Source organism: Pseudomonas sp. GW821-FHT09A09 (assembly GCF_059418405.1).
This window is the reverse complement of record NZ_JBWKPU010000009.1, coordinates 118,011-134,448: the sequence shown is the minus strand read 5'-3', so window position 1 is coordinate 134,448 and position 16,438 is coordinate 118,011. Positions and strand designations below refer to the sequence as shown.

Genomic DNA, 16,438 nt, shown 5'->3' with positions numbered 1-16,438 from the left:
GCCGCTCAATGAATGTCGTAAACGCACCTTTGCGTGGCGTGCGTAGGCATTTGACCTGTCTGCACCAGCCCTACCATCGCATCAAAGGGCCCTGCGAGGGCCTCAACAATACGAAAGGCTGGGAGAGACGCGATGTTCAGCAAAAAAGACCAGATCCATGGATATGACGACGCACTGCTGGCGGCCATGAATGCCGAAGAACAGCGTCAGGAAGATCATATCGAGCTGATCGCGTCAGAGAACTACACCAGCAAACGTGTGATGGAAGCCCAAGGCAGCGGCCTCACCAACAAATACGCCGAAGGCTACCCGGGCAAGCGCTACTACGGTGGCTGCGAGCACGTGGACAAGGTCGAAGCCCTGGCCATCGAGCGCGCCAAACAATTGTTCGGCGCCGATTACGCCAACGTGCAGCCGCACTCCGGCTCTTCGGCCAACAGCGCCGTGTACCTGGCCCTGATCAACGCCGGCGACACCATCCTGGGCATGAGCCTGGCCCACGGCGGTCACTTGACCCACGGCGCCAAAGTGTCGTCTTCGGGCAAGCTGTACAACGCGGTGCAATACGGCATCAACACCGACACCGGCCTGATCGACTACGACGAAGTCGAGCGCCTGGCGGTGGAACACAAGCCAAAAATGATCGTGGCCGGTTTCTCTGCCTACTCCAAGACCCTGGATTTCCCACGCTTCCGTCAGATCGCCGACAAGGTCGGCGCGCTGCTGTTCGTCGACATGGCCCACGTCGCCGGCCTGGTTGCCGCTGGCCTGTACCCGAACCCGCTGCCGTATGCCGATGTGGTCACCACCACCACCCACAAGACCCTGCGCGGTCCACGGGGCGGCTTGATCCTGGCCAAGGCCAACGAAGAGATTGAAAAGAAACTCAACGCTGCCGTGTTCCCGGGCGCCCAGGGCGGCCCGCTGATGCACGTCATCGCCGGCAAGGCCGTGTGCTTCAAGGAAGCGCTGGAACCTGGCTTCAAGGCCTACCAGCAGCAAGTGATCGATAACGCCCAGGCCATGGCCGATGTGTTCATCAAACGTGGATATGACGTGGTGTCCGGCGGCACCGACAACCACCTGTTCCTGGTCAGCCTGATCCGTCAGGGCCTGACCGGCAAAGAGGCGGATGCCGCCCTGGGCCGCGCCCACATCACCGTCAACAAGAACGCCGTGCCGAATGACCCGCAGTCGCCGTTCGTGACCTCGGGCCTGCGCATCGGCACCCCGGCGGTGACCACGCGTGGTTTCAAAGTGCCGCAGTGCATCGAACTGGCCGGCTGGATCTGCGACATCCTCGACAACCTCGGCGACGCCGATGTCGAGGCCAACGTGGCCAAGCACGTGTCTGCCCTGTGCGCTGATTTCCCGGTTTATCGCTGAGCGCGGTTTTGGAGTAATGACTATGCAACGCTACTCGGGCTTCGGCCTCTTCAAGCACTCACTCAGCCACCACGAAAACTGGCAGAAGATGTGGCGCACGCCGACCCCCAAGAAGGTCTACGACGTGGTCATCGTCGGCGGCGGCGGGCATGGTCTGGCGACCGCCTATTACCTGGCCAAAGAGCACGGCATCACCAACGTGGCCGTGGTCGAGAAAGGCTGGCTGGGCGGCGGTAACACCGCGCGCAACACCACCATCGTGCGTTCCAACTACCTGTGGGACGAGTCGGCGCACCTGTACGAACACGCGATGAAACTGTGGGAAGGCCTGTCCCAGGACCTGAACTACAACGTGATGTTCTCCCAGCGTGGCGTGTACAACCTGTGCCACACCCTGCAAGACATCCGTGATTCCGAGCGCCGCGTGAGCGCCAACCGCCTCAACGGCGTGGACGGCGAACTGCTCAACGCCAAGCAAGTGGCCGACGAGATCCCGTACCTCGACTGCTCCAAGAACACCCGCTACCCCGTGCTGGGCGCCACCGTGCAACGTCGTGGCGGCGTGGCCCGTCACGATGCCGTGGCCTGGGGCTTTGCCCGTGCGGCTGACGCACTGGGCGTGGACCTGATCCAACAGACCGAAGTGATCGGCTTCCGCAAGGAAAACGGTGTATGCATCGGCGTGGAAACCAACAAGGGCTTTATCGGCGCCAAGCGCGTCGGTGTGGTCACCGCGGGTAACTCTGGGCACATGGCCTCGCTCGCGGGCTTCCGCCTGCCGATTGAGTCCCACCCGCTGCAAGCGTTGGTGTCGGAGCCGATCAAGCCGATTATCGACAGCGTGATCATGTCCAACGCCGTACACGGTTACATCAGCCAATCCGACAAGGGCGACCTGGTGATCGGCGCCGGTATCGACGGCTACAACGGCTACGGCCAGCGTGGCTCGTACCCGGTGATCGAACACACCATCCAGGCCATCGTCGAGATGTTCCCGGTGCTGTCCCGTGTGCGCATGAACCGTCAGTGGGGCGGCATCGTCGACACCACGCCGGATGCGTGCCCGATCATCTCCAAGACGCCGGTACCGAACATGTTCTTCAACTGCGGTTGGGGTACTGGTGGCTTCAAGGCCACCCCAGGCTCAGGCAACGTGTTTGCCGCCAGCCTGGCCAAGGGTGAGATGCACCCGTTGGCGGCACCTTTCTCCATCGACCGTTTCCACAACGGTGCGTTGATCGACGAACACGGCGCTGCGGCCGTCGCCCACTAACAGGAGAAATTCCCTATGTTGCATATCTTCTGTCCTCACTGTGGCGAACTGCGCTCCGAAGAGGAATTCCACGCGTCCGGCCAAGCGCACATCCCGCGCCCGCTGGACCCTAACGCCTGCACCGATGAAGAGTGGGGCGACTACATGTTCTTTCGCGACAACCCCCGTGGCCTGCACCACGAGCTGTGGATTCACGCTGCCGGTTGCCGCCAGTACTTCAACGCGACCCGCGACACCCTGACCTACGAAATTCTTGAAACCTACAAGATCGGTGAGAAGCCACAATTCACCGCCAAGGCCTCTGGAGAGAAGGTATGAGCCAGACCAATCGCCTGTCCAACGGTGGCCGGATCGACCGTAATAAAGTCCTGACCTTCAGCTTCAACGGCCAGACCTACAAAGGCTTTGAAGGCGACACCCTGGCCGCAGCCCTGCTGGCCAATGGCGTCGACATCATCGGCCGCAGCTTCAAGTACTCGCGCCCTCGCGGCATCTTTGCGGCCGGCGCCGAAGAGCCGAACGCGGTGCTGCAGATCGGCGCCACCGAAGCCACCCAGATCCCTAACGTGCGCGCCACGCAACAGGCGCTGTACCAAGGCCTGGTCGCCACCAGCACCAACGGCTGGCCGAACGTCAACAATGACGTGATGGGCATTCTCGGCAAGGTCGGCGGCAAGCTGATGCCGCCGGGTTTCTACTACAAAACCTTCATGTACCCGCAATCGTTCTGGATGACGTACGAGAAGTACATCCGCAAGGCAGCTGGCCTTGGCCGTTCGCCGACCGAGAACGACCCGGACACCTACGACAACATGAACCGTCACTGCGACGTGCTGGTCGTCGGCGCAGGCCCTGCAGGCCTGGCGGCTGCACTGGCCGCGGCGCGCAGCGGTGCCCGTGTGATCCTCGCCGATGAGCAGGAAGAGTTCGGCGGCTCGCTGCTCGATTCCCGCGAAAGCCTCGACGGCAAGCCGGCTGCGGAATGGGTCGCCAGCGTGATTGCTGAATTGAAAGCCCTGCCTGACGTGGTGCTGCTGCCCCGCGCCACCGTCAACGGCTACCACGACCATAACTTCCTGACCATTCACGAACGCCTCACCGATCACCTCGGTGACCGTGCGCCGATTGGTGTGGTGCGCCAGCGTATTCACCGTGTACGGGCCAAGCGTGTGGTGCTGGCCACCGGCGCGTGCGAGCGTCCGCTGGTGTACGGCAACAACGACGTGCCGGGCAACATGCTGGCCGGTGCCGTTTCGACCTACGTGCGCCGCTACGGCGTGGCACCGGGCAAGAAGCTGGTGTTGTCGACCAACAACGACCATGCCTACCGTGTTGCGCTGGACTGGCTCGACGCGGGTCTGCAAGTGGTGGCGGTGGCCGATGTGCGCCACAACCCACGCGGCGCCTTGGTGGAAGAGGCGCGTGCCAAAGGCATTCGTATCCTCACCGGCAGCGCCGTGATCGAGGCCCGTGGCAGCAAACACGTCACCGCTGCCCGCGTGGCCGCGATTGATGTGAAAGCGCACAAAGTCACCAGCCCTGGTGAGTGGCTGGAGTGCGACCTGGTGGCCAGTTCCGGCGGTTACAGTCCGGTGGTTCACTTGGCTTCGCACCTGGGTGGCAAGCCGACCTGGCGTGAAGACATCCTCGGTTTCGTACCGGGCGAAGCCCCGCAGAAACGCGTGTGCGTGGGGGGCATCAACGGCGTCTACGGTCTCGGTGATTCTCTGGCGGACGGTTTTGAAGGCGGCGTGCGCGCGGCCAGCGAAGCCGGGTTTGCACCAGTGGAAGGCACCCTGCCAAAAGCTCTGAGCCGCTTGGAAGAGCCGACACTGGCTGTCTACCAGGTACCGCATGACAAGCCGACTGCACGGGCGCCGAAGCAATTTGTCGACCTGCAGAACGACGTGACCGCCGCCGCCATCGAACTGGCGACCCGCGAAGGTTTCGAGTCGGTCGAGCACGTCAAACGCTACACCGCGCTGGGCTTCGGCACCGACCAGGGCAAGCTGGGCAACGTCAACGGCCTGGCCATTGCTGCCCGTTCGCTGAATGTGACCATCCCGCAGATGGGCACCACCATGTTCCGCCCCAACTACACGCCGGTGACTTTCGGTGCGGTCGCGGGCCGTCACTGCGGGCACATCTTCGAGCCGGTTCGATACACCGCGCTGCAGGCCTGGCACGTGAAGAACGGCGCCGAGTTTGAAGACGTCGGCCAGTGGAAGCGCCCTTGGTATTTCCCGCGCAACGGTGAAGACCTGCACGCTGCGGTGAAACGCGAATGCCTGGCCGTGCGCGACAGCGTCGGCCTGCTGGATGCGTCCACCCTCGGCAAGATCGACATCCAGGGCCCGGATGCGCGTGAGTTCCTCAACCGCATCTACTCCAACGCCTGGACCAAGCTCGACGTGGGCAAGGCGCGCTACGGCCTGATGTGCAAGGAAGACGGCATGGTCTTCGATGACGGCGTGACCGCTTGCATCGCCGACAACCACTTCCTGATGACCACTACCACCGGCGGCGCGGCTCGCGTGTTGCAGTGGCTGGAAATCTACCAGCAGACCGAATGGCCAGACCTGAAGGTGTACTTCACCTCGGTCACCGACCACTGGGCGACCATGACCCTGTCCGGGCCCAACAGCCGCAAGCTGTTGAGCGAAGTGACCGACATCGACCTGGACAAGGACGGCTTCCCGTTCATGACCTGGAAGGAAGGTCTGGTCGGCGGCGTACCGGCGCGCGTGTTCCGGATCTCGTTTACCGGTGAGCTGTCGTACGAAGTCAACGTGCAGGCCGACTACGCCATGGGCGTGCTGGAAAAAATCGTCGAGGCAGGCAAGAAGTACAACCTGACCCCATACGGCACCGAGACCATGCACGTACTGCGGGCCGAGAAGGGCTTCATCATCGTTGGCCAGGACACCGACGGCTCGATGACCCCGGACGACCTGAACATGGGCTGGTGCGTCGGCCGTACCAAGCCGTTCTCGTGGATCGGCTGGCGCGGCATGAACCGTGAAGACTGCGTGCGCGAAGAGCGTAAGCAACTGGTGGGCCTGAAGCCGGTCGATCCAAAAGTGTGGCTGCCGGAAGGCGCCCAGCTGGTGTTCGATCCGAAGCAGACGATCCCGATGAAGATGGTCGGCCACGTCACCTCAAGCTATGCCCATAACTCCCTCGGCTACTCGTTCGCGATGGCGGTGGTGAAGGGCGGCTTGAAGCGCATGGGCGAGCGGGTGTTCTCACCGCAAGCGGATGGCAGCGTGATCGAGGCGGAGATTGTCTCCTCGGTGTTCTTCGACCCGAAAGGCGATCGCCAGAACATCTGACAGACCGAGTCGCCTGCATCGCAGGCAAGCCAGCTCCCACATTTGGAATGCATTCCCCTGTAGGAGCCGGGCTTGCCCGCGATGAGGCCCGAACAGACAGCACAGAATTTAGAACAGGTGCTCTATGACAGCAGCCAATGTTTACCAACAACGCCCCACCTCCGGCGCCAAGGCCGAGTCGTCGCTGCACCATGCCGATCTCGCCAGCCTGGTCGGCAAGGGCCGCAAGAACGCCGGCGTGACCGTGCGTGAAAAGAAACTTTTGGGCCACCTGACGATTCGTGGCGACGGCCATGACGCCGCCTTCGCGGCCGGCGTACACAAGGCCCTGGGCATCGAATTGCCCGGCGCCCTGCAAGTCATCGTCAAGGGTGAAACCAGCCTGCAATGGCTCGGCCCGGATGAGTGGCTACTGGTCGTGCCAAGTGGGGAAGAATTTGCCGCCGAGCAAAACCTGCGTGCCGCCCTGGGTGATTTGCATATCCAGGTCGTCAACGTCAGTGGCGGCCAGCAGATCCTCGAACTGCGCGGCCCGAACGTGCGCGATGTGTTGATGAAGTCCACCAGCTACGACGTGCACCCCAACAACTTCCCGGTGGGCAAGGCGGTGGGCACGGTGTTCGCCAAGTCGCAACTGGTGATCCGCCACACGGCCGAAGACACCTGGGAGCTGCTGATCCGTCGCAGTTTCTCGGACTACTGGTGGTTGTGGCTGCAGGATGCGTCGGCCGAGTTCGGCCTGAGCGTAGAAGCCTGATATGACGCAACGCTGACATTGTGGGAGCTGGCTTGCCGGCGATAGCGGTCTTGAGAACGCCATCGCCGGCAAGCCGGCTCCTACAAGGTTGCGTTGCATGCAGATGGTTGAGGAGTGTTTTGCAATGAGCCGCGCACCCGACACATGGATTTTGACCGCCGACTGCCCCAGCGTGCTCGGCACGGTGGATGCGGTCACCCGCTACCTGTTCGAGCAGGGCTGCTACGTCACCGAGCACCATTCGTTCGATGACCGCCTTTCGGGTCGGTTCTTCATTCGCGTGGAGTTCCGCCAGCCCGACGGGTTTGACGAGCAGGCTTTCCACGATGGCCTGGCCACGCGGGGTGAAGCCTTCGGCATGATCTTCGAACTGACGGCGCCGAACTACCGGCCAAAAGTGGTGATCATGGTCTCCAAGGCCGATCACTGCCTGAACGACCTGCTGTATCGCCAACGCATCGGCCAACTGTCGATGGACGTGGTCGCGGTGGTGTCCAACCACCCCGATTTGAAGCCGTTGGCCGACTGGCACCAGATTCCCTACTACCATTTCCCCCTTGACCCCAACGATAAACCGTCCCAGGAGCGTCAGGTGTGGCAAGTGGTGGAAGACACCGGCGCCGAATTGGTGATCCTTGCGCGCTACATGCAAGTGCTGTCGCCGGAGCTGTGCCGCAAGCTCGATGGCAAGGCCATCAATATTCACCACTCGTTGCTGCCGGGGTTCAAGGGCGCCAAGCCGTATCACCAGGCCTACAACAAGGGCGTGAAGCTGGTGGGCGCCACGGCGCATTACATCAACAACGATTTGGATGAAGGCCCGATCATCGCCCAGGGCGTGGAGGTGGTGGATCACAGCCACTATCCCGAGGACTTGATTGCCAAGGGGCGCGATATCGAAGGGCTGACGTTGGCCCGGGCGGTGGGGTATCACATTGAGCGGCGGGTGTTCTTGAACGCCAATCGCACGGTCGTTCTTTAGATCGCTATCGCGGGCAAGCCCGCTCCCACATTTTTGACCGTGTGAACCCGATCAAATGTGGGAGCTGGCTTGCCTGCGATGAGGCCCTAATAAACAACACAAGAAACAGCATCTGTACCCGAGCACTTAAACGCGCCGCCTGCCTGGGCGACGTGGTTCCATAAAAACAACAGCGAGGTGAAAGCATGTCTGGTAATCGTGGTGTCGTGTATCTCGGCAACGGCAAGGTCGAAGTACAGAAAATCGACTATCCCAAAATGCAGGACCCCCGTGGCAGGAAGATTGAGCACGGCGTCATCCTGCGCGTGGTCTCCACCAACATCTGCGGCTCCGACCAACACATGGTGCGCGGCCGTACCACCGCCCAGACCGGCCTGGTGCTCGGTCACGAGATCACCGGCGAAGTGATCGAGAAGGGCAGCGACGTCGAGAACCTGAAAATCGGCGACCTGGTGTCCGTGCCGTTCAACGTGGCCTGCGGCCGTTGCCGCTCCTGCAAGGAACAACACACCGGCGTGTGCCTGACCGTCAACCCGGCCCGTGCCGGTGGCGCCTACGGCTATGTCGACATGGGCGACTGGACCGGTGGCCAAGCCGAGTACGTGCTGGTGCCGTACGCTGACTTCAACCTGCTCAAACTGCCGGACCGCGACAAGGCCATGGAGAAAATCCGCGACCTGACCTGCCTCTCCGATATTCTGCCGACCGGCTACCACGGCGCTGTGACGGCCGGCGTTGGCCCGGGCAGCACCGTCTACATCGCCGGTGCCGGCCCGGTTGGCCTGGCCGCAGCCGCTTCTGCCCGCCTGCTGGGTGCGGCGGTGGTAATCATCGGCGACGTCAACCCGGTGCGCCTGGCCCACGCCAAGGCCCAGGGTTTTGAAATTGCCGACCTGTCCAAGGACACCCCGCTGCACGAACAGATCGCCGCACTACTGGGCGAGCCGGAAGTAGATTGCGCGGTCGACGCCGTGGGCTTCGAAGCCCGTGGTCATGGTCACGAAGGCGTGAAGGCGGAGGCTCCTGCCACTGTGCTTAACTCGCTGATGGGCGTGGTGCGTGTGGCGGGCAAGATCGGTATCCCCGGCCTGTACGTGACCGAAGACCCGGGTGCTGTGGATGCCGCCGCGAAGATGGGCAGCCTGAGCATTCGCTTTGGCCTGGGCTGGGCTAAATCCCACAGCTTCCACACCGGCCAGACCCCGGTGATGAAGTACAACCGCCAGTTGATGCAGGCGATCATGTGGGACCGAATCAACATTGCCGAAATCGTGGGTGTGCAGGTGATCAGCCTGGATGACGCGCCGCGTGGTTATGGCGAGTTCGATGCGGGTGTGCCGAAGAAGTTTGTGATCGATCCGCACAAGCTGTTCAGCGCGGCGTAAATCTCAAACACGCGTAAATCCAAATGTGGGAGGGGGCTTGTCCCCGATGGCGTAGTGTCAGTCGCTTATTTGTTGGCTGAAACACCGCTATCGGGGGCAAGCCCCCTCCCATGGTGTTTTGGCTCGGCTTAAAGTGATGCCAATTGGCCCTGATACAGCACGGGGCCGGTGGGTTGCCCAGTGGGCGAGCCGCCCTGTGGTTCCAGGCTGACGGCGAGGGTTAGCGGGGCGGTGAGCAATGCCTGCTGCTCCTTGCTCAACTGAATTCGACCTTTGTCGGCAACAGGCACCAGGCCCAGGGACACCGGCTTACCGCCAGCCGGGATAGCCCACAGTTCCAAGGCGCGCGTGGGTTCCACGGCGGCCAGTGACAGCGCCTCCACTTGCAAATGATCGCCAAACGCCTGGATCTGCAGCGCCGGTTGCTGGTTGGCGCTGGCCAGTGTGGCGCTGTACTCGGGGCCGATATCGCGCTGGTACAGCACGCCCACCAACAGCGCCACTACCACGGCACATGCGGCAGCCAGTACGCGAAAACTCATCCAGAACGGTTTCTTCGCCGGCATATGCAGCACCTGCGGTTCGATGCGCGCCTTGATGCCTTCCCACACATGTTCTGGCACCGGCCGTTCGGGCAGCGCGCCGGTCAGGCTGGCGAGGGCGTCCTGCCAGTGGCCGAGTTCGACCCGCAGCGCGGCATCGTCGAGCAACAGGGCATCAAAACGTCGGCGTGCGGTGGCCGGCATCAGCCCAATGGCATAGTCGGCGGCGAGGGCGCGGCGCAGGGCGGTGGTCTGGTAGTTCATGATTCAAGGCACCTGCGCAGGCGCTCCATGCCGCGACGAATCCAGGATTTGACCGAGCCCAGGGGCGCGGCCAGGTGTTCGGCCAGTTCCGAGCACGACAGGCCCTGGAAGTAAGCCACGGTGATCGACTGGCGTTGCATGCCGTCCAGGGTGTCGAGGCAGCGGTTGAGGGCGCGGGCGTCACGCTCGCTGTCGAGCTGTTCGTGGGCGCTGGGGCTGTCGTCGAGCATCGCGTCCTGTTGGCCCTCGGCCAGTGGCAGTTCGCGGCGTTTGCGCAGTTGGTCGATGGCCAGGTTGCGGGTGATGTTGACCATCCAGGTCATCGGTGCCGCCAGGTGCGCCTCGTAGCGCGAGGCGCTGTACCAGATGCGCACGAAGGCCTCTTGCAGCACTTCGTCGGCCAGGTCTGAGCGGCCCATGAAACGGAAGGCCACACCGTGCAGTCGCGGTGAGACACTGCGGTAAAGGGTTTCGAATGCCTGGCGGTTGCCCAGGGCGCATTGGGCCAGCAAAGGCCGCAACGGGTCAGCATCGTTGATGGAAATAGGGCTTCTCCAAGCACTCGAACGAGAGCGACGGGACTGCGCACGGTAGGCAGAGGGTAGTTCAGCTCTTGCATTCATTCCATCCGACTCCGGGCGGTGCATGCCTGTTATACGCGCGAGCACGTAATCCGGATGCAGCTTTTTCTGAACTAATCTTGAGGTGGGAACATTCCTTTGGAACTGTCAGTCAAACGCCTGCTTTTTAGCTCCTACTTTCAGAGGTTGTCTTGATGAAGATTTCACGCGGTTTTGCCCTGTCCTGCCTGCTGAGCGTGGCCGCTGGCCCGGTGTTTGCCGCAGGTTTCAGCCTCGGTGACGTGGCCAACGCCGTCTCCGGCGCCCAGGGCAACAACAAGGCGGCAGCAGCGGCGCCCAGCTCCCAGACCGCCGGCCTGCTGAGCGCCCTGACCTCGCAATTGAACGTCACCCCGGAACAAGCCGTGGGCGGCACCGGCGCCATGCTGGGCCTGGCCAAGAACCAGCTGAGCAGCACCGACTACTCGCAACTGGGCAAAAGCGTACCGGGCCTGGATCAACTCTCGGGGAGCAACTCCCTGGGCAGCCTCGGCGCCTTGAGCGGGATGCTCGGCCAGAGTGGCGGCAGCAAGACCAGCGGCCTCGATGGCCTGCTGGGTAACGTGAAGAACACCAGCGACCTGAACACCGCGTTCAGCGCGCTGGGCATGGACAGTGGGATGATCGGCCAGTTTGCGCCGGTGATCCTGCAATACCTGGGCGGCCAGGGTGCCAGCAGTTCGGTCTTGGGCAAACTGGCCCAGGCGTGGGGTACTGGCGGTTAACGTCCTGTCGCGCGCAGCTGTTCGATGCGCGCGTCCTTCTCCATCCAGAGCTGGTTCACCCAGTTCTGGACAGTCTGGCGAAATGCCGGATCATTCTCGTAATCCCCCTGCCACAACGCCGGGTCCAGCTCACGGGTGCGGATATCGATGATCACCTTCGGCACGGCGCCGCTGATCAAGTCCCAGAAACCCGGAATCTTCTCCTGTGGATACACCACGGTGACGTCGAGGATCGCGTCCAGCTGTTCGCCCATCGCCGCCAGTACAAACGCCACGCCGCCCGCCTTGGGCTTGAGCAACCGGGCAAAGGGTGACTCCTGCTGTTTGCGCTTGGCTTCGCTGAACCGCGTGCCTTCCAGGTAATTGACCACTGTCACCGGCTGGCGCTTGAACAGCTCGCAGGCTTCTTTAGTGATTTTCAGATCCTGCCCGGCCAGTTCCGGGTGCTTGGCCAGGAAGGCCTTGGTGTAGCGCTTCATGAAGGGGTAGTCCAGCGCCCACCACGCCAGCCCGAGGAAGGGCACCCAGATCAGTTCTTTTTTCAGGAAGAATTTGAAGAAGGGGGTACGGCGGTTGAGGGTCTGGATCAGTGCCGGGATGTCCACCCAGGATTGGTGGTTGCTGATCACCAGGTAGGAGGTGTCACCGCGCAGGTCATCGCCGCCGCGAATGTCCCATTGGGTCGGGATGCACAGCGAGAAGATCAGCTTGTCGATCTCGGCCCAGGTCTCGGCGATCCACATCACCGCCCAGGACATGTAGTCGCGCAAGCGGCCGGGGGCGATCAGCTTGAGCAGGGCAAACACCATCAACGGTCCGAAGAGGACCAGGGTGTTGAGCAATAGCAGCAGTGTGACGAAACAGCCGGTGAGCAGGCGGCGCATAAGCAACTCTTGGTGTCCGGTGGGCGGGCCATCATAAGAGAGGTGAGTCTAGAGGCCAAATCGCAAATCGCCCGGCGAATGTTTCACAATGTGCCGGGTATGCTGCCAGCGAGCTAACTTACCGGCGCTTTTGCGGTCTAGAATCCGCCTACTTCTTTCCGAGGAAATCACTTCGTGAAACTGCTCCTTGCCGCCTTTGCCCTGGTTGCCTTGCCCGTCATGGCCGCCGAACCGACCCTCTACGGTCGCTATGAATACATCCAACTGCCGGAGATCGGCCAAACCTTCAAGGCCAAGATGGACACCGGCGCGCTGACCGCCTCGCTGTCGGCCCGCAACATCGAAACCTTCCAGCGTGACGGGGACGACTGGGTGCGTTTCCGCCTCGGCGGCAAGGACGCGAGTGACAAAGTCTACGAACACAAGGTGTCGCGCATCAGCAAGATCAAGAGCCGCGCCGATGAAGACGACGACAAGGACGAAGCCACCGTGGCCAAGCGCCCGGTGATCGACCTGGAAATGTGCCTGGGCAACGTCAAGCGCACCGTCGAGGTCAACCTCACCGACCGCAGCAGTTTCAACTACCCGCTGCTGATTGGCGCCAAGGCCCTGCGTGAATTCGGTGCAGCGGTAAACCCGGCCCGTCGTTACACTGCTGACAAACCGGACTGCTGACGGACCACCATGCCGCATATCCTGATTGTCGAAGACGAAGCGGCCATCGCCGACACGCTGATTTTTGCCCTGCAAGGCGATGGCTTCACCACCACCTGGCTGAGCCTCGGCCAGGAAGCGCTGGCCCATCAGCGCCAGACGCCGGCCGACCTGATCATCCTCGACATCGGCCTGCCCGACATCACGGGATTTGAAACCTGCAAGCAACTGCGCCGGTTCAGTGAAGTGCCGGTGATGTTCCTCAGCGCGCGGGATGGCGAGATCGACCGCGTGGTGGGGCTGGAGATTGGCGCCGACGATTATGTGGTCAAGCCGTTCAGCCCTCGGGAGGTTACAGCGCGGGTCAGGGCGATCCTCAAACGCATCGGCCCGGGCACTGCGCCTACGGTGTTCCAGGTTGATCTGGAACGCATGCAGATCGCCTATCGCGGCCAGCCGTTGAGCCTCACACGGCATGAATTCCGTTTGTTGCAGAGCTTGCTGGAACAACCCGAGCGGGTGTTCAGCCGCGAGCAATTGCTCGATGCGGTGGGCGTGGCGGCGGATGCCGGTTATGAGCGCAATATCGACAGCCATATCAAGAGCCTGCGCAGCAAACTGCGGAGCGTGGCGGCCGATGCCGAGCCGATCCAGACCCACCGCGGCCTCGGTTACAGCTACAGCCCGAGCAACAGCTGATGCGCCTGGGGCTGCGGATCTTCCTGGTGTACGCGCTGTTTATCGGCCTCACCGGCTACTTTGTGCTCAGCACGGTGATGAAGGAAATCCGCCCGGGCGTGCGCCAGTCCACCGAAGAAACCCTGGTGGACACCGCCAACCTGTTGGCCGAGATCCTGCGCGATGACGTAAAAAACGGCACCCTCGGCCAAAGCCACTGGCCTGAACTGCTCAAGGCCTACGGCAACCGTCAGCCCGGCGCGACCATCTGGGGCTTGCCGAAGAACCAGGTCAACCACCGTATCTACGTGACTGACGCTAAAGGTACCGTGTTGCTCGACTCCACGGGTGAAGCCGTAGGCCAGGACTATTCCAAGTGGAACGACGTGTACCTGACCCTGCGCGGCGAGTACGGCGCCCGTTCCACCCGCAGCGAACTGGACGACCCGGCGTCGTCGGTGATGCACGTGGGCGCGCCGATCCGCGACAACGGCCAGATCATCGGTGTGGTCACCGTGGCCAAGCCCAACAGCTCGCTGCAGCCCTATGTGGACCGAACCGAGCGCCGCCTGCTGTGGTACGGCGCCGGGTTGGTGATTCTCGGTCTGTTGCTCGGTGCGTTGCTGTCATGGTGGCTGAGCGTGGCGCTGCGTCGGCTCACGGCGTACGCAGAGGCCGTCAGCGAAGGCCGGCGTGCCGAGTTGCCCCATTACCGGGGCGGCGAGTTGAAGCAGCTGTCCACGGCTGTGGAGCACATGCGCACGCAGCTGGAGGGCAAGGCCTACGTCGAACATTACGTGCACACCCTGACCCACGAACTGAAAAGCCCGCTGGCGGCGATTCGTGGCGCGGCGGAGCTGTTGCAGGGCGATATGAGCCGCGAGCAGCAGCAGCGTTTTGTCGGCAACATCGACAGCGAAAGTGCGCGCCTGCAGCAGTTGATCGAGCGCCTGCTGAACCTGGCGCAGGTCGAGCAACGTCAGGGCCTGGAAGAGCAAGTGGCGGTGCCGCTGGCAGCCTTGGTGGACAAAGTCCTCAACGCTCAATGTGCGCGGATCCAGCGTTTCGACTTGCAAGTGGAACAAGGGATCGCCGCGGATGTACAGCTGTTTGGCGAGCCCTTTCTGCTGCAACAGGCCCTCGGCAATCTGCTGGAAAATGCGCTGGATTTCACGCCCCCTGGCGGCACGCTGCGCTTCTCGGCGCAGCGCCGGGATAACAAGATTGAGGTGAGCCTGTTCAACCAGGCTGAGCCGATTCCCGACTATGCACTACCGCGCTTGAGCGAGCGTTTCTACTCGTTGCCACGGCCGGTGAGCGGGCGCAAGAGCACTGGGCTGGGATTGAACTTCGTGCAAGAAGTGATGCAGTTGCATAACGGTGGCCTGCACATCGGCAACGTTGCCGGCGGCGTGCGTGTGGTGCTGTGGTTGCCTGACGTCGACTGAGCAGAGGTCTGCATGACTCAACCGAAAGGCTTCTGGAACAGCCGCTGGGCTTTGGCCGGGTCCAGGTGTGCGACGTTGATGCGCAACCAGGGGCTCTTGAGACCATTGGCGTCGAACAACTGGCCGGGCGCCAGCAGGATGCCCTGCTTGTAGGCGCGTTCAAGGAAGTCATCGGTTTGAGTCAGTTCGGGGTGGCGTATCCAGAGAAACAACCCGCCATCGGGCAGGTGGAAGATCTCCCAGCCCCAGCGTTGGAAACTCGCTTGAGCGATCGCCTGGTGGGTCTGCAATTTGCGTTGAACCAGGTTCAAGTGCCGCTCGTAAATACCGTCCGACAGGATCGTGCTGAGAAAGCGCTCGCAGAAGCTCGGCACGGCGACGCTGGTCAGCAGTTTCAAGTCGGCCAACGCTGCAATCAGGTGGGGCGGTGCCACCAAATAGCCCACCCTTAGGCTGGCCGAGAGTGTCTTGGAAAAGCTGCTGATGTAGATCACTTTGCGCAAGCCGTCGAGGGTCGCCAGCCGCGTGCCGTGTTCGCCGGTCAGGTCGCCGTAAACGTCATCTTCCACCAGCAGCAGATCGTACTGATAAGCCAGCTGCAAAATCTGGAAAGCCCTATGCGGGCTCAGCGATGAGCCGGTGGGGTTGTGAAATTGCGAGTTGATGAAGAACGCTTTCACGGTTCGGCTGGCCAGGGTTTTTTCCAGTGCTTCGATATCCGGGCCGTCAGGCAGCCGCGCGACGCCGACCACCGTGGCACCGCGCAGGGCCAGCAGTTGCACCAGGTTACTGTTGCAGGGGTCGTCCACCAGTACGCAATCGCCGGGCTCGATAAGTTTGCGAATCACCAGGTCCAGCGCCTGGGTGGCGCCGAGGGTGGTCAGCACCTGATCGGGGTTGACCGTTAGGGCCAGCCTGTTGTGCAGGTGTTGGGCCAGGTTCTGACGCAGCGGCAAATGACCGAGTGGATCGCCGTATTCGATCAGCGAACTGTGGGCGAAGTTGGCCGTACGGCGGATGATCCTCGCCAGGGCTTGCGTGTCGCGCCACGCCGGCGGCAGCCAGCCGCAGCCCAGTTTCATGCTGTAGGCATCGCCATGGAAAATCCGCCAGAAGGCGTTCAAGTTTCCTCGGTCAATGGCTTCCAGGGGCGCCATCTGGGCAGGCGCCGGTGGTTTGCTCGCCTGGGCCTCGACGAAAAAACCACGGCCTTGGCTGGCGCTGATCCACCCATTGATTTCCAGGCGCTCGTAAGCGCTGACGACGGTATGGAAGCTCAGGTCGTGCCTGGCGCTGAGCTCGCGAATGGACGGCAAACGCTGCCCGGGCTTGATCTCGCCACGCCCGATAGCCTCCTTGATGGCACTCACCAACTGTTCGATGACGGCAATCTTTGGTGAGCGGTCTAGTATGAGTTCCATCCCTGTGACCCTGACCATGAAGTGTTAGGGCAAATCTTCTAACAGTTATTACAGCAGGACCAGCACTGTTTTTGGGTTGCCGGGATT

General features: G+C 62.2%; 15 protein-coding genes. 11 read left to right on the top strand and 4 right to left on the bottom strand.

Annotated elements, in window-relative coordinates; all coding sequences use genetic code 11:
- Positions 1–132 precede the first annotated feature (132 nt).
- The 7 genes from glyA (at position 133) to fdhA (ending at position 9,115) form a co-directional block, all read left to right on the top strand.
- Positions 133–1,386 carry a serine hydroxymethyltransferase gene (glyA, locus tag AC07OV_RS10365; RefSeq protein WP_495092172.1) on the top strand — a complete coding sequence of 418 codons (1,254 nt, stop codon included), beginning with the start codon at positions 133–135 and terminating at the stop codon, positions 1,384–1,386.
- Positions 1,387–1,408: 22 nt separating this feature from the next.
- Positions 1,409–2,659, top strand: a complete 1,251-nt coding sequence (locus AC07OV_RS10360) for a sarcosine oxidase subunit beta (protein WP_010207084.1) — start codon at positions 1,409–1,411, stop codon at positions 2,657–2,659.
- A 15-nt stretch (positions 2,660–2,674) separates the two neighbouring features.
- On the top strand, positions 2,675–2,977 hold the full coding sequence (locus AC07OV_RS10355; protein WP_010207083.1) for a sarcosine oxidase subunit delta: 303 nt from the start codon (positions 2,675–2,677) through the stop codon (positions 2,975–2,977).
- A complete protein-coding gene (locus AC07OV_RS10350; RefSeq protein WP_176996670.1) occupies positions 2,974–5,991 on the top strand; it encodes a sarcosine oxidase subunit alpha in 3,018 nt (1,005 codons plus the stop codon). Before AC07OV_RS10355 ends, AC07OV_RS10350 begins: the two co-directional genes overlap by 4 nt.
- A gap of 124 nt (positions 5,992–6,115) precedes the next feature.
- Positions 6,116–6,748, top strand: coding sequence for a sarcosine oxidase subunit gamma (locus tag AC07OV_RS10345; RefSeq protein ID WP_176996669.1), 633 nt, complete (start codon positions 6,116–6,118; stop codon positions 6,746–6,748).
- Positions 6,749–6,872: 124 nt separating this feature from the next.
- On the top strand, positions 6,873–7,730 hold the full coding sequence (gene purU, locus AC07OV_RS10340; protein ID WP_495092171.1) for a formyltetrahydrofolate deformylase: 858 nt from the start codon (positions 6,873–6,875) through the stop codon (positions 7,728–7,730).
- A gap of 185 nt (positions 7,731–7,915) precedes the next feature.
- Positions 7,916–9,115 (top strand): formaldehyde dehydrogenase, glutathione-independent, encoded by a 1,200-nt coding sequence (fdhA, locus tag AC07OV_RS10335; RefSeq protein ID WP_016972852.1) that lies wholly within the window; start codon positions 7,916–7,918, stop codon positions 9,113–9,115.
- A 128-nt stretch (positions 9,116–9,243) separates the two neighbouring features.
- Here the strand turns inward: fdhA and AC07OV_RS10330 are convergent, their stop codons facing one another.
- Both AC07OV_RS10330 and AC07OV_RS10325 read right to left on the bottom strand, forming a co-directional pair.
- Positions 9,244–9,921, bottom strand: a complete 678-nt coding sequence (locus tag AC07OV_RS10330) for an anti-sigma factor (protein ID WP_495092170.1) — start codon at positions 9,919–9,921, stop codon at positions 9,244–9,246.
- On the bottom strand, positions 9,918–10,544 hold the full coding sequence (locus AC07OV_RS10325; protein WP_494997307.1) for a sigma-70 family RNA polymerase sigma factor: 627 nt from the start codon (positions 10,542–10,544) through the stop codon (positions 9,918–9,920). Before AC07OV_RS10325 ends, AC07OV_RS10330 begins: the two co-directional genes overlap by 4 nt.
- 152 nt (positions 10,545–10,696) lie before the next feature.
- Between AC07OV_RS10325 and AC07OV_RS10320 the strand changes: the two genes are divergently transcribed.
- Positions 10,697–11,266 carry a DUF2780 domain-containing protein gene (locus AC07OV_RS10320; RefSeq protein ID WP_176996666.1) on the top strand — a complete coding sequence of 190 codons (570 nt, stop codon included), beginning with the start codon at positions 10,697–10,699 and terminating at the stop codon, positions 11,264–11,266.
- Here AC07OV_RS10320 and yihG read toward each other — a convergent pair.
- Entirely contained in the window at positions 11,263–12,150 is an 888-nt protein-coding gene (gene yihG, locus AC07OV_RS10315; protein ID WP_176996665.1) for a 1-acylglycerol-3-phosphate O-acyltransferase, YihG family, read from the bottom strand. The two genes, AC07OV_RS10320 and yihG, sit on opposite strands and share 4 nt — an antisense overlap.
- Before the next feature lie 174 nt (positions 12,151–12,324).
- Between yihG and rloA2 the strand changes: the two genes are divergently transcribed.
- From rloA2 to creC, 3 genes are read left to right on the top strand one after another with little or no spacing between them, the layout of a single operon-like run.
- A complete protein-coding gene (gene rloA2 / locus AC07OV_RS10310; RefSeq protein WP_176996664.1) occupies positions 12,325–12,825 on the top strand; it encodes a retropepsin-like aspartic peptidase RloA2 in 501 nt (166 codons plus the stop codon).
- Positions 12,826–12,834: 9 nt separating this feature from the next.
- Positions 12,835–13,503, top strand: a complete 669-nt coding sequence (gene creB, locus AC07OV_RS10305) for a two-component system response regulator CreB (protein WP_495092169.1) — start codon at positions 12,835–12,837, stop codon at positions 13,501–13,503.
- Entirely contained in the window at positions 13,503–14,930 is a 1,428-nt protein-coding gene (creC, locus tag AC07OV_RS10300; RefSeq protein ID WP_494997309.1) for a two-component system sensor histidine kinase CreC, read from the top strand. The genes creB and creC overlap by 1 nt, the downstream gene beginning before the upstream one ends.
- A 17-nt stretch (positions 14,931–14,947) precedes the next feature.
- Here creC and AC07OV_RS10295 read toward each other — a convergent pair whose 3' ends face one another.
- Positions 14,948–16,351: an aminotransferase-like domain-containing protein gene (locus AC07OV_RS10295; RefSeq protein ID WP_494997310.1), complete on the bottom strand. Its 1,404-nt coding sequence runs from the start codon at positions 16,349–16,351 to the stop codon at positions 14,948–14,950.
- Between the last annotated feature and the right edge of the window lie 87 nt (positions 16,352–16,438).